At 62.4% G+C, this 13,058-nt stretch carries 8 protein-coding genes and 4 pseudogenes; 6 read left to right on the top strand and 6 right to left on the bottom strand.

The genetic code is table 11. The features are described 5' to 3' along the window. Positions 1–235 (top strand): annotated as a pseudogene (locus tag Q4G24_RS14820) (hypothetical protein); the annotation flags it as partial. Between the two features lie 58 nt (positions 236–293). Here Q4G24_RS14820 and Q4G24_RS14815 read toward each other — a convergent pair. The 5 genes from Q4G24_RS14815 to Q4G24_RS14795 all read right to left on the bottom strand — a co-directional run bounded on the left by Q4G24_RS14815 (position 294) and on the right by Q4G24_RS14795 (position 8,340). Further along, positions 294–797: an acetone carboxylase subunit gamma gene (locus Q4G24_RS14815; RefSeq protein WP_303367316.1), complete on the bottom strand. Its 504-nt coding sequence runs from the start codon at positions 795–797 to the stop codon at positions 294–296. Between the two features lie 60 nt (positions 798–857). Continuing rightward, complete coding sequence (locus tag Q4G24_RS14810; RefSeq protein WP_303367315.1) at positions 858–3,167, bottom strand: hydantoinase B/oxoprolinase family protein; 2,310 nt, start codon at positions 3,165–3,167, stop codon at positions 858–860. A 20-nt stretch (positions 3,168–3,187) separates the two neighbouring features. Next, positions 3,188–5,341 (bottom strand): hydantoinase/oxoprolinase family protein, encoded by a 2,154-nt coding sequence (locus Q4G24_RS14805; protein ID WP_303367314.1) that lies wholly within the window; start codon positions 5,339–5,341, stop codon positions 3,188–3,190. Positions 5,342–5,465: 124 nt separating this feature from the next. Further along, positions 5,466–7,265, bottom strand: a complete 1,800-nt coding sequence (locus tag Q4G24_RS14800; protein ID WP_303367313.1) for a sigma-54-dependent Fis family transcriptional regulator — start codon at positions 7,263–7,265, stop codon at positions 5,466–5,468. 181 nt (positions 7,266–7,446) lie between these two features. After that, a complete protein-coding gene (locus Q4G24_RS14795; RefSeq protein WP_303367312.1) occupies positions 7,447–8,340 on the bottom strand; it encodes a LysR family transcriptional regulator in 894 nt (297 codons plus the stop codon). A gap of 30 nt (positions 8,341–8,370) precedes the next feature. Here Q4G24_RS14795 and Q4G24_RS14790 point away from each other — a divergent pair. Then, a pseudogene (locus Q4G24_RS14790) lies at positions 8,371–8,970 on the top strand (MFS transporter); the annotation flags it as partial. A gap of 98 nt (positions 8,971–9,068) precedes the next feature. Here the strand turns inward: Q4G24_RS14790 and Q4G24_RS14785 are convergent. Next, positions 9,069–9,316, bottom strand: a pseudogene (locus tag Q4G24_RS14785) (transposase); the annotation flags it as partial. Positions 9,317–9,464: 148 nt separating this feature from the next. Here Q4G24_RS14785 and Q4G24_RS14780 point away from each other — a divergent pair. The 4 genes and pseudogenes from Q4G24_RS14780 to Q4G24_RS14765 form a co-directional block, all read left to right on the top strand. Then, positions 9,465–9,731: pseudogene (locus Q4G24_RS14780) on the top strand (IS5/IS1182 family transposase); the annotation flags it as partial. Positions 9,732–10,411: 680 nt separating this feature from the next. Further along, a complete protein-coding gene (locus Q4G24_RS14775; RefSeq protein WP_303367311.1) occupies positions 10,412–10,795 on the top strand; it encodes a PRC-barrel domain-containing protein in 384 nt (127 codons plus the stop codon). 174 nt (positions 10,796–10,969) lie between these two features. Further along, a complete protein-coding gene (locus Q4G24_RS14770; protein WP_303367310.1) occupies positions 10,970–11,587 on the top strand; it encodes a Crp/Fnr family transcriptional regulator in 618 nt (205 codons plus the stop codon). Next, positions 11,580–13,007 carry an MFS transporter gene (locus tag Q4G24_RS14765; protein WP_303367309.1) on the top strand — a complete coding sequence of 476 codons (1,428 nt, stop codon included), beginning with the start codon at positions 11,580–11,582 and terminating at the stop codon, positions 13,005–13,007. The genes Q4G24_RS14770 and Q4G24_RS14765 overlap by 8 nt, the downstream gene beginning before the upstream one ends. Positions 13,008–13,058: the final 51 nt, after the last annotated feature.

Here is a 13,058-nt window from a genome sequence, read left to right as displayed (position 1 = left end):
TCAACTCAATAAGCACCTGTTCTTGAATAATAATCACGACGCAGCGGGACGGGCGGATGCATGTCCACCACCCGCCGCCGAACCACAGGAATCCACCCCCATGGGCATTTCCCGCCGCCAATACGCAACCCTCCGCGGGGTCAGCGAGGCGGCGGTGCGCAAGGCCGTTACCAGCGGTCGCATCACCCCTGAGGCCGATAGCAGCATCGACCCCGAGCCGGGCAACCAGCATTAAAGCAATCACAAAAAACGGCGACGAGTTTCCCCGCCGCCGTTTCCGGTATCGCTCTCGCTCAGGCGGCGCGTTCGGGCACCTCTATCCCCAGCCATTCGGTGTAGAACGCGTCGATGTCCGGCTCGAAATCGTGGATTACGGGATACCAGGGCGTCGGGGCCTCGACATCCAGCATGTCGCCGGATTTGGGGCAGTAATATTCCCGGATCACCTGCCAGTCGGTCGTGGGGGCCATCAGGCGGGGATAGAGTTCCTCCATCGCCTCGGCGCTGTCGCGCACCCGCATGACTGCGTGCAGTTTCCAGTTCTCGCGCCAGTCGCAAAACTCGTGCCCGGCATGGGATTTGATGACCCATTTCTTGTCGGATGCGCGCTGCACGATATACAGTCTTGGCCCCAGCGGCAGAATGATCCTGTCATCCCACGGCACCTGCTCTTGCAGGATTTCCAGATACATCTGGAACCGTTCCTTGTCCTTGGGCGTGGACAGCATGGTTTGCAGCGTGTCGCGGTCGATGGTGCCGTCCACGAGGTCTTTGATCTTGGCTTTGGTATAGGCCATTTTAACTCTCCTGTTGTCTGGGTCGGGCGCCGCCGGGGGGAGGGGCGGCGCCCGATGGGATCATTCCTCGACGAACTGGACGGTTTTCACGTCCGGCAGTTCGGAAAGGTCCATCGAATATTCGCGGCCATAGGACGGGATCGGCAGATCGCCTTCCAAAAGCTGCCAATCCTCCGGCAGATCCCAGAACTTGCGGAAATCCTGCTCAAACCGCGGGCCAAGCTTGAAGCTGGCCGCGAACATCTGCTGGACATGCAGCCCGGCATCCTTGGCAAGTATTTTCTCGCGTTCCTTGGCCATCCAGTCGCGGGTCGGCACGGCCTTGGCCAGACGATCCTTGCGGATAGCCGCACGTTTCGCCGTTGTCGCGGCCTCATCGGCGGTGAACAGGCCGTCCGCGCCTTTCGCCAGCACGACACCGTAAACCGATGCGGCAAAGCGTTCGATGAGATAGCCTTCGTTCACATCCTTGGCGACCGATGCCGGTTCGCGTTCCAGCGGATCACCAAAGCCCGGACCGCCCCGCATATAGTTCAGATAGAGGTCGTAATCCTTGAACATCGCCTCGGTGGTGATGGCCTGCTTGTCGCGCTTGATCTTCGCGTCGGGCAGCATCGCATCCCAGACGGGGCTTTGCGGGTCGGTATCGCCGCCGGACGGGATCTTGCCGCCGTTTGCGATGATCTCCTTCAGGTTGGTGTCATGGGCCTGGAAACGATAGCCCGATGCCGCCGGATAACCACCCATCAGCCCCCAGTCGGTGCTGATATTGCTGTTGCCCATAAAGAACATCGTCCAGTCCTTGGCGTTCCAGACCATGCGCAGGGACTGATAACCGCAGCCGCCGCGATATTTGCCGGCACCGCCGGACGACGCCTTGATCTCGCGGCCCAGATACAGCAGCGGTTCGGCCAGTTCCCAGATCTCCATGTCGCCCATGTCGCCTTCGGGGTTCCAGATTGCGGCGGCATGGCTGATGCCATCACCCACGGCACTGGCACCGACCCCGTTGGCGGCACATTCAAAGCTGTTGACGGCATGGATTTCGTCATACTGGTTGAACCCGCCGCCTTGCAGCCAGTTGCCGGTATAGGCGTTGCCCGCGTTCACCTCTTCCAGATAGCCGCGGCCGAAATAGCTGCGTGACAACCCGCGCCACAGCGATGTCCAGGACGACACGAGGAAGTGCCACGCATAGCTGAAGGCCACGCGCCGGTCGTCGGGGTTCATCCAGGTGCCTTTCGGCAGCCGGAACTCGGTCCCATAGGCCGCGCCGTCGTTAATCATCTCGGTCGGGATCAGCGTCTGGGTCATCATCACCCAGATGCCGGATGTGAACGACACGGCATGCGCGTTATAGGTGTGCCAGCCCCAGCGGGATGACCCCTCGAAATCCAGCCGCCATGTCCCATCCGGGCGGATGGTCATCTCCGACGGCGTGTGCATGATCGTGTTGACCTTGGCGAAGTCGGACGGAACCCGCACGTCTTCGTGGTCATAGGGCACATCGACGAAACCGACCTGACGATAGGTGCCGGGAATGGTCATCGCCTTGATGCGGTTTTGCAGGCCGACGCGGCCATGTTCCACCGATTCATAGGCGAATTTCCAATAAGCCTCGATCCCTTCTTCGGCGATGACTTCCTCGACCAGCTTGCGGATCATGTGGCAACCGGCGACGCGGGTGCGCTCGTCCAGCATCCAATAGCGCGTCGTGCGCACCATCCGCTGCGATTCATGCAGCCAGTCGCGGAACAGCGTGTCGTTTTCGCCGATCTTGCGGCAGGTGATGGAATAGCCATCCCCGAACCGCTGCACCTGACCCGTGGACATGGACCCCGGCCCGACCGAGCCGGTGTCGATCACATGTGTCACGCCGCCGACCCAGCCGATCAGCTCGCCTTCGTGAAAGATGGGAACGATGGTGTGGATGTCGCAGGGGTGGACGTTGCCGATCAGGCTGTCATTGTTGCAAAAGATGTCCTTGTCGCGGATTCCGGGGTTCGATTCCCAGTCGTTTTCGATCATGTATTTGATCGCAGCACCCATGGTGCCAACGTGGATGATGATCCCCGTCGAGGTCAGGATCGCATCGCCCGCCGCGTTATAGAGCGTAAAGCAAAGTTCCCCTTCCTGTTCCACGATGGGGCTGGCCGCGATCTTTTTCGACGTCTCCCGCGCGTCGACCACCCCGGCCCGAAGGCGCGAGAACAGTTTGTTATACATGATCGGGTCGCTGTCGCGCAGCTCCAGCTTTTGCAGACCGGCGTAATGTTTGGTCTTTTTGGTGGCATCCATGATCTCGTCGCGGTGCTGTTTCAGCGTTTGTCCGCCGCGCACGATGCCTTTGACTTTGGTTTGCACGTTCATTGGTAATCCTCCCTTGCCCGTCACACTTCTTTCAGGTGGAACAGGCGGTGACCGTCCAGCCATGTCTCAAAGCCGCCGGGGACAACGAATGTCGTCGCGTCGGATTCGATGATGGCGGGGCCGGTGATGCGGTTGCCGGGCAGCAGTTTTTCCATCTGGTAAAGCTGCGCATCGACCCATTGCTTTTTGCGATAGAACTTGCGGGTGCCAAGTTTCGCATCCTCGGGCGGGGTTGCGTCGCCCTCGGTTTCTTTCGGGATCTTGGGCTTCGGGATCGGCACGGTGCCGCGCATGATGGCGCCGGTGATCGAATACCCCAGCTCGGGCGAACGCGCCGATGCGGCGTAAACCCGGCCATAGGTATCGTTGAACGCATCGACCAGCTTGTCCCAGTCGGCGGCATCCTTGGCCTTTTCGATCGGGCTTTCGATTTCCAGATCGTTCAACTGGCCGCGATATTGCATCCGGTATCCGGGCTGCAACTGCACCTGATCGCGGGTATAGCCGTTCAGCTCGAACTCCTCCAACACGCGTTCGGTCAATTCGTGCCAGGCGTCGTTCAGGGTTTTCGCGTCCGCCGCTTTCAGATCGTCGCTGGCGTCCTCGGCGATGTTGATGTCCAGCGATTTGTCATAACGGTATTCGAAATCCGCCGCAGCACAGCCGAATGCGCTGAAACCGGCGGCCCATGCCGGAACGATCACATCCTCGAAACCCAGACCTTCGGTATAGCCATAGGTATGCACCGGCCCCGCGCCGCCATAGCTGAAGCAGGTAAAGGACGATGGCGAATAGCCTTTCCCCGAGATCATCGAGCGCAGATAGTCGCGCAGATCGCTGTCCAAGAGTCCGATGACACCGGCGGCGGCCTCCTCGACCGACAGGCCCAGCGGATCGGCGATCTGTTCCTTCATCGCGTCCCATGCGCGCTGACGGTCCAGTTTCACCTGCCCGCCCAGGAAGTTGTCGGGGTTCAGATAGCCAAGGATGACGTGGCAATCCGAAATCGTCACCGTGTCGATGCCGGATTCCGCCCAGCAGACACCAACGCGATAACCGGCGCTGTCAGGCCCCAGCTTGATCGCCTTGGTATAGGGGTCCAGACGGATGAAGGAACCCGCCCCCGCGCCGACCGAATCCATCGCAACCAAGGGCAGCGACAGCACCAGACGCGCCATGTCGGGGTCGTTCCTGATCGTCAATTCGCCCTGCGTAATCAGCGCCACGTCGAAGGACGTTCCGCCAATATCCGAACAGGCGATGTTCTTATAGCCCAGCACCTCGCCCAGATATTTCGCGCCGATCACGCCGCCGATGGGGCCTGACACAATGGTGCGGGCCAGTTCCTTGGCCTTCCAACTGATCGTGCCGCCATGCGTTGCCATCACGCGGAAATCGAATTTCGATCCGTTTTCCTTGAACGCGCTGCTGATCTTTTTCAGCGTCTGGCGGCTGGGTTCGGCGGCGAAAGCCTCAAGGATGGTGGTGTTGGTGCGGTGGGTTTCCTTGCGCACCGGGTAATAGTCGGTCGAGGCGAAAACCGGGATTTCCTTGCCCGCCTTTTCGATTTCCTCCTTCACGATGTCGCGGACGCGGCGTTCGTGGCCCGGATTGCGATAGCTGTGCAGGAAAGAAATCACGATCCCTTCCACATCCTGCGCGATCAGATCCTGCGCGGCCTTGCGGGCGTCCTCCTCGCGCAGCGGGATGACGACGGTGCCGAACATATCCACCCGTTCCATCACGCCGCGCGTCAGGTGGCGCGGCACCAGAGGTTCGTCGTAATAATGGGTGTTGAGGTGAATCCGGTCCTCATAGGCAAAGCCCAGATAGGCCTGAATGGCGCGGCCCATGCGGTGAAAATCCTCCATCCCCGCATTGACGATCAGCCCGGTTTTCAGACCCTTGCGCTGCACTACGCGGTTCAGCATCGCGGTGCCGGAATAGACCCCGGTCTGGATGGACCCCAGCGCCTCGTCCAGCGTCAGGCCCCAATGCTCCAGCCCCTCGCGGCTGGATTCGATCAGGCCAAGCGCCTCGTTCTGCGGCGTCGATTGCGCCTTGCCGACGACGAAATCGCCGTCGCTGTCCACGAAAAACGTGTCGGTCATGGTGCCGCCCGCGTCGATGCCAAGCACCTGCACGGTCCGGCCGTTCTTTTTGTCCAATGGCACGGTTTGTTTCCTCCCATCTCCTGCGCCGCTGAATGATGCGGCACAGGATCAGGATGGAATCACGCGGACCGTCCGGGTTGTCCGATGTTCGATCAGTCGAACGGTCATGCTGCGGACGCGTCCGCTATTCGCTGCGGATGCGAGAGACGCCGTAGGAGTCCAGCTTGAGATACAGCGTCGAACGCGCGATCCCCAGACGTTTCGCGGTACGGGTCAGGTTGCCGCCCTCGGCGTCCACCGCCTCAAGAATACGGCTGCGTTCGTGATCGCGCAGGCGTTCTTCGGGCTGGTGGCGGGCGGGCTGGCGAATCTCGGGCGGCAGCATTTTCGCGTCGATCAACCCGGTGGGCGACAGCGCGTCCAGCGTGGCAACCAGATTCGACATCTCGCGCAGATTGCCCGGCCAGTGATAGCCCGCAATTGCCGTCAGCGCGCCCGAGGTGAAGGTCAGATCGCGCCCCCCGGCCTGCTGGGCATGATGGCGCGCGATCATCCGAAGGGTCGGCACGATTTCGTCGGGGCGCTCGCGCAGCGGCGGAATGTCCAGCCGGGCAACCGCGATGCGATAATAGAGATCGCTGCGGAAGCTGCCCTTTTCCATCGCCTCGTAAAGCGAGCGGTTCGATAGGGTGATCGGGCGCATCCCGGCGGTGATGGCGGTCTCGATCAGGCTGAGCAGCAGTTTTTGCACCTCGGGCGGGGCCGCGCCGGGGCTGTTCAGGCACAGGATACCGCCGCCCGTGATGATCTGCCGGTGTCCATGCGCCAGATCCTCGCGCAGGGTCTGTTCGGTCAGGATCGAACAGTCGATCAGTTCGAACGGACCCGCCGCCTGCGGGCTGGCGCGGTGAATGGCCTGCGCCAGAAAGGTCTTGCCCGCGCCGGTTTCGCCCTCGATCAGCAGCGGGATTTCAGTGCGCGCCAGCCGTTGCGCCTGTGCGCAGAGCGCCGCGGACACCGCCCCCGCGCGACCGATCTGGTCCAGTTCAGCCGCCGGATCGACCGGCTTGCGTCGCCCCCGCCGCAGAGACAGCATAACCCCGATGGCATCATCGGGCGATCCGATCACCTCAAGGTCGGTGCCAGGCAGGCAATCGCTCAGCGCCTCGGCAATGATATCGGCAGGCTGGTCGATCAGGGCCGCAACCTGCGCCCGCAGATGCGCCAGCGCGGTATCATCATCGCAAAAGCGCAGAAAGTTATCGGTTGCGAACACATCCGCGCCGCTGCGATCCATGACCAGCATCGGTTCATTGCCCCGGCGCAAGCGACGCAGGTGCAGCCGCTCCATCAGGGTTTCATGTTCGATGGCCAGCATCCGGGTTAGGTCGGATTCCACCTGCGCGGCCAGCGATGCCGACAGCGCGGTGGCATTGGGCTGCGCCAGATCGTCGGGCCATGAGATATCCAGCACCCCCAGCAGCGCCCCCGAGGCCGGGTCGGTGATCGGCGTGGCGGCGCAGTTCCAGCGCTGGATCGCCTCGCAGTAATGCTCGAACGAGCTGATCTGGATCGGGCGGCGCAGGTGCAGCGCGGTGCCGATGGCATTGGTGCCCACCGCGCCTTCGGTCCAGTTGCCGCCCAGATGCAGGTGATCCTCGCGCCCTAAAGCAAGCGTTTCTGAATCGCCCCCCGCATCCAGAACGACGCCCGAACGGTCACAGAGCAACACGATGTTGCCGGTATGGTTCAGCAGATAGCCCGCCCGCGCCAGCGCATTTTGCGCCCCGCGCCGCAGCCGCCGGGCCTGAGCGCGCAGGGTCAGCAACTCCCCCTCGGCCAGCCGTGGCGCGCGTTTGATCTCGCATATGCCCGCCGTGCCGGATCTGCGCCAACTGCCCAGCACATCCTGACGGATCGTCTGCGGCACCTTGCCAATCGCGATGAACTCTTCCCAATCACGCTTGGTGATGTTTAGTCCCATCAGTCCCTCCCCCGAACGAATGGAAACCATATTTGACGACAGCCCTATGCGGATGAGTCAAGTCCGACGATCTGCCATGAGCCGTGTTTCGCCAGCCTGCCATGGGATTTTGTCCGGCAACTGTCCGATATTCGGACAATTCGGTCGCATCGCGGGACGATCTTTGCAGAATGCCCCCCCTTCAGCCGCCGACAAAGGCCCTCAGCCTTGGCGTCATGAAGTCGATGAAGGCTTGGGTGCGGTGGGGCATATGGGTTCGGGTTGGGAAAAGCAGGTGGATGTCTTCGTGGTCGCGGGGGATGGCGCCGGCCAGCACCTCGACCAGCGCGCCGCGGGCCAGATCGGCGCGGACGTGGAACTCGCCCATCCGCGCCAGTCCCATACCTGCCAGCGCCATGCGCCGCACCGTCTCGCCGTTATTGGCGAGCAGCGGGCAGGAGCCGTAATCGCTCTCGCCTCCGCGCGGCCCGACCAGAGGCGAACTGCGGCGAAAGCTGAAGCCGAGGCGGGCGTGGCGGGCCAGATCGTCCTCGCGCTGAGGCATGCCCGCGCGGCGCAGGTAGTCGGGCGAGGCCACGATCATGCGCGGCGCGGTGCCCAGCTTGCGCGCCGTCAGGCTGGAACTGGTCAGGGCACCCACGCGAAACGCCACATCGGTGCGGTCCAGATACAGGTCCACCACCTCGTCCGAGATCGACAGATCAACGGTAATATTCGGATATTCGGCCCAGAATGCGGGCAAAAGCGGTTCGACCGCCACTGTCGCGAAGCCGACCGAGGCCGTCACCCGCACCACGCCGCTGATGCTGGCTGCGCCCCGCGACAGCTCTTGTTCCACCGCGTCCAACTCGTCCAGAAGGGCCTGGCTGCGTTCATAGTAAACCCGCCCCTCGCGGGTCAGCGACAGGCGGCGGGTCGAGCGTTCCAGCAGGCGAACCCCCAGCCGCGCCTCAATTCGACCGATCAGCTTCGAGATGGTCGAGGGCGTCATCCGCATCTGCCGCGCGGCCCCGGAAAAGCTGCCGGTTTCGACCACGCGCAGGAAGACCTGCATTTCGCCCGCCCGGTTGTCCATGATCCATCCTGTGAAACCATTTCACAGATCATGTTCCAATTCTGCGGATTATCAAGCCCTCGCGCAGGGCCTATCTGGCCTCAAACGCAGGAAAGGACGCCGCGTTGCCAGCTTTGGCGCGGCCCGGTAGCCGTCTGGCCCGCCTTTCCCAAGACCGGAACATATAAGGAAACCGCGATGAAACCGAAGATCAACTGGCCGCTTCTGGCCCTTGCCACGGGCGCCTTTGGCATTGGTGTGACCGAGTTCTCGCCCATGGGGATGCTGCCCGTAATCGCCGAAGGGGTGGGCGTGTCCATCCCCTCGGCTGGGATGCTGGTCAGCGCCTATGCGATTGGCGTCATGCTCGGCGCGCCGGTGATGACGCTGGTCTTTGCCCGCTTTGGCAAGCGCGCGGCGCTGATGGTGCTGATGGCGATATTTGTGCTGGGCAATGTCATGTCGGCGCTTGCGCCCGGCTACTGGACGCTGCTGGCCGCGCGGGTCGTGACCAGCCTGAGCCATGGGGCGTTCTTTGGCCTTGGCGCGGTGGTGGCGGCCAGTGTGGTCGCGCCCGGGCGTCAGGCCAGCGCGGTGGCCACCATGTTCATGGGCCTGACCCTCGCCAATATCGGCGGCGTGCCGGTGGCGACCTGGGTGCTCGATCCTGCTCCTCTCAGCCTGCGCCCTCGCCGCAACCCTCATCTATTGCCTGTGAGGTCTGACTCTAGGATCAGGCGTTCATTCTGCGCGATTGGAAATATCTCCCCGGCGACCGATCTGCCCTTGCGGGCCGGGGTCTTGCTGTCGGCCAGTTCGAGGAACTTGCGTTGGGCATATGACCAGCACGGCGGACGGGTGCGGATTTGTTGGGCGCATCGTACATGCCGTTGTCGCGGCTATAAACATCGGCCCGCAGAATGCCGGTCCATCCCGCCAGATGCTAGGTTGGGTGCTCCATCCTGCGGTCGATGGAGAAGTAGCAGAGAGCCGAAGGGGCTCTTTCTATAAAGGACCATAGGTCCAGAGCCGGGCGGTCCGCGTACTGCCCCTGGGTGTTCAGTCCCGGCATCTGGTGGATCGGATCTAGGATGAATCTGTCCGGCTCGGGTATCCAGATCTTGCAAATGTACTCTTGGGGCGTGAGGCCCTGAAAGCCATATGCTGCCGGTGCCGTCGCGCGCAACGAAATCCTGCGCACATCAAAGCGCGTTGGTCGGACCATCTGGCGACGATGGAGCGGCTACCACCGTCGGAGCCGCGTCGAGACCAAAATGCACCGTGTGAAACTGCTGGGCCTGCGGCTGACCGCTCGGGATTTCGACCGTCAGGTCGCCGCGTTCCAGGTGCGCGTCGCTATTCTCGACAGCTTCATCGCGCTCGGCATCCCCGTCACTGAGGCCAGGGGATAAATCTATCCGCGGAAAGGGAAACTCCTCTCAGAACCTGATTTGTGCAACAGAGCCATCCGGGGCCTTGCGTCTGATGGCCGAGGGCGGCGCTCCGGTGTGCAGATCGCGCCCCACGACCAATGCGCTTAACGATAGCCCGCTCTGAATTGCGAGGCTCTCAGTGAAGACTACCTAAGCCCAGTTGAGCAGCTCCCCGACCAAGTGGTCGAGGTCTGTAAGCGTTAATTAATAATTCCAAACAGAGATTTGAAGCGAATATCAACCTTGTAGGCTGCGCGCGCCCGCAACAATAATATCAAATGGATACGAATAGATGCGAGATTCGCAAGGGACGATCTTCTGCGTTACACAATCCAGCCCAACGCCAAATAAAAAAAATAAAGGGCGACGGGAAAAGCAGGCGAGCAGCAGCGCCTCTCTGGCACGCTGGGCGGTTCTCTGAGAAACTGATCCTGGCGGCTCTTATGCCAGAGTTTCCGAACGCCTCTTCCTGTATGGGCTAGTGACCGCAATATGCTGGTTGCGCGAATGTTGTTTCTGACGCCGGGCGCAAGGATGCCAAAGGTCAGCTAAGTTGCCCTTGATGTTAGCTATCTAACAGGACGGCCCGGAATAATTGTCTAATCTGCTTGTGGTTGCGGCATCCTGTCGTGATCCATAGGTTTTGTAAGGACAACGATATGATACAGCTCAAAAGTGGCCTGACGGCGCTGTTGCTGGCGGCGGCGATTTCGGGGCCTGCGCTGGCGCAGACCGCGCCGGCCATCACGGAAATCGTGCTGATCGACGAGATCCAGATTGCGGAATACGGTTCGGCCCGCGCGTGGATCGACGCGCATGTGCGCGGTGCCGGGGATGAGCGGATCGGCAGGGTCCACGATCTGCTGCTTGGTGCCGACAATCAGGTCGTGGCGCTGGTCGTGGGTGTCGGCGGCTTTCTGGGTATCGACGAGAAATATGTGGCCATTCCGCTGGCCGATGCCACCGCGGAAACGGTCGGCGATGATATCGAGTTCAGCACCAGCTATACCCGTGACCAATTGCGGGCGGTTGTGGACAAGTAATTCCGGCGGGCTGTCCCGTGATGGGATGGCCCGGCCTGATCGCTTGACGCGCGCGCGGATCTGGCTTCCCCTTTGAATATGAAAACTGGTTACTGGCATCTGAAATCCATAAGCTGGCTTGACCATCTGCCTGCCGAGGCGCTGGCGGATTTGCGATGATCGTCGCAGATTCAGGTGCTGGCGCGGGGCGATACGGTCTTTTCCCCGACCCCGGACCCGCAAATGGTGTTCCTGCTGGAATCCGGTATCTGCCGGATTTTCGGCCTCAGCCCCGAGGGCGAGGAGTTCACCCATGGCCTTGTCGTGCGCGGCGAGGTGTTCGGCGAATTGCCCATCCTTGACGGTGCGCCGCGCGAATGTTTCGCCGTGGCGCATGAGAAATCCATCGTCTGGCGGTTTTCCCGGCAGGCGTTTCTTGACCTGATGGCTTCGGGGCCCGAGGCGGCCATGGTCATCACCAAACAGATCGCCGGGCGGATGCGCCGGTTTCAGATGCGGGCCGAGGATCTGGTGTTCCGCCATGTCCCGGCGCGTCTGGCGCGAACATTGCTGCTGCTGGCCGATGAACTGGGCGAGGCCACGCCTGCCGGCACCCGGATCGGCGCGCGCTTTACGCAGGCGGAACTGGCCTCGCTGATCGGGGCCTCGCGCCCGACGGTCAGCCTGAGCCTTGGTGAGTTTCGCAGCAACGGGCTGATCGGGCTGGATCAGGGCCGTGTCGTGATTCTGTCGCCGCACGGTCTGGCGGCTATTGCGGGCGATCCGCAACCTCAGTGGGCATCGCATGACTGAGCAGGCCAGTTTCCGCGCCCGCGTCGTCATCCCGCTGGTGGTGGCGCTGGCCCTGCTGATGGAGACGACCGACGCCACCGTGCTGGCCACGGCCCTGCCCACGCTCTCGCGTGATCTGGGCGTGCCGGTCCTGTCGCTGAAACTGGCGCTCTCCACCTATCTGATTTCCTATGCGGCGATGGTGCCGGTCTCGGGCTGGCTGGCCGACAAATTCGGCGCGCGGCGGATTTTCGTCGCTGCCATGTGCGTGTTTTTGGCCGGATCGATGCTGTGTGCGATGCAGTCTGATCTGTTGGGGCTGGTGCTGTCGCGCGCGGTGCAGGGCGCAGGCGGCGCGATGATGGTGCCGGTCGGGCGGCTGATCGTGCTGCGCGGGGTGGCGAAGCCCGATATGGTGCAGGCGCTGGCCTGGGTCACGATCCCGGCGCTGATCGGTCCGGCGCTTGGGCCTTTGGTCGGCGCGCTGGTGACGGCGGAACTGGGCTGGCGCTGGATTTTCCTGATTAACCTGCCTATCGGGGCGCTGGCATTGACGCTTGCGCTGATCCTGATTCCCGAATTACCCAAGGAGCCCGTCAAGCCGCTGGATCAGCCCGGCTTTATCCTGTCAGGGCTGGCCATTGGCGCGGGGCTGTTCGGCCTGTCCTGTCTGGGTGAGCATCTTATTTCCACCCGCATGGCCATCGCCGCGATGGTGGTCGGGCTGGTTGCACTGGCGATCTATCTGCGCCGGGTGCGGCGGCGAGATGACGCTCTGGTCAATCCGCGCCTGTTTCGCCACCACACCTTCGCGGTCGGCACATGGGCGGGCACCATGTTCCGCATCAGCGGCGGCGCGGCGGCTTTTCTGTTGCCCCTACTGTTTCAGGTGGGCCTTGGCCTCTCCATCGTCACCTCGGGCCTTATCAGCGGCACATTCGCCATCGGCGGTATCGCGATGAAGGCGATTGCCCCGCGTATTCTGGACCGTTTCGGCTTCCGCCCGGCGATGGTCTGGGGCACGCTGATCTGCGCAGCGGCATTTGCCGGGCTGGGCTTCATCGATCGGGTGGATTATCCGCGCATCATCGCGCTGGTCGTGGTTGCGGGCTTCGCGCAGGCGCTGGTGTTCACCGCGCTGAACGGGCTGGTTTTCGCGCAAACGGACGAGGCCGAGATGGCAAGCGCCACCAGCCTTGTCGCGGTCTCGCAGCAGGTCGGGCTGACGGCGGGGATCTCGGTCGCGGCGCTGGTTTTGCAGATGGGCGCGGGCAGCCATCACATCCCCGAGCTGACGCATTTCCACCTCGCATTCTGGGTTGTGGCGGCGACGCTGGTTGTCTCGGCCGCGATGATGATGCCGCTGCGCCCGGATGAAACGGCGGGGCTGCGGCATCCGCCGACGCGCAAGCACCGTCATTTTCATTGGTTCTGGCAATAGGCGGCGGGAACCAAATGCCACAACGCAAGTTTACTTGGCATTGAGTAAAGA

This window comes from Paracoccus sp. (in: a-proteobacteria), assembly GCF_030538695.1.
GTDB lineage: Bacteria > Pseudomonadota > Alphaproteobacteria > Rhodobacterales > Rhodobacteraceae > Paracoccus.
Note: the sequence above shows the minus strand (reverse complement) of the source record. Positions and strands in the feature narration are given on the sequence as shown.

Excerpts from the sequence above, each read along its gene's own strand:
- Q4G24_RS14815 (WP_303367316.1), bottom strand. The coding sequence starts at position 797 with ATGGCCTATACCAAAGCCAAGATCAAAGACCTCGTGGACGGCACCATC.
- Q4G24_RS14810 (WP_303367315.1), bottom strand. The coding sequence starts at position 3,167 with ATGAACGTGCAAACCAAAGTCAAAGGCATCGTGCGCGGCGGACAAACG.
- Q4G24_RS14800 (WP_303367313.1), bottom strand. The coding sequence starts at position 7,265 with ATGGGACTAAACATCACCAAGCGTGATTGGGAAGAGTTCATCGCGATT.
- Q4G24_RS14795 (WP_303367312.1), bottom strand. The coding sequence starts at position 8,340 with ATGGACAACCGGGCGGGCGAAATGCAGGTCTTCCTGCGCGTGGTCGAA.
- Q4G24_RS14775 (WP_303367311.1), top strand. The coding sequence starts at position 10,412 with ATGATACAGCTCAAAAGTGGCCTGACGGCGCTGTTGCTGGCGGCGGCG.
- Q4G24_RS14765 (WP_303367309.1), top strand. The coding sequence starts at position 11,580 with ATGACTGAGCAGGCCAGTTTCCGCGCCCGCGTCGTCATCCCGCTGGTG.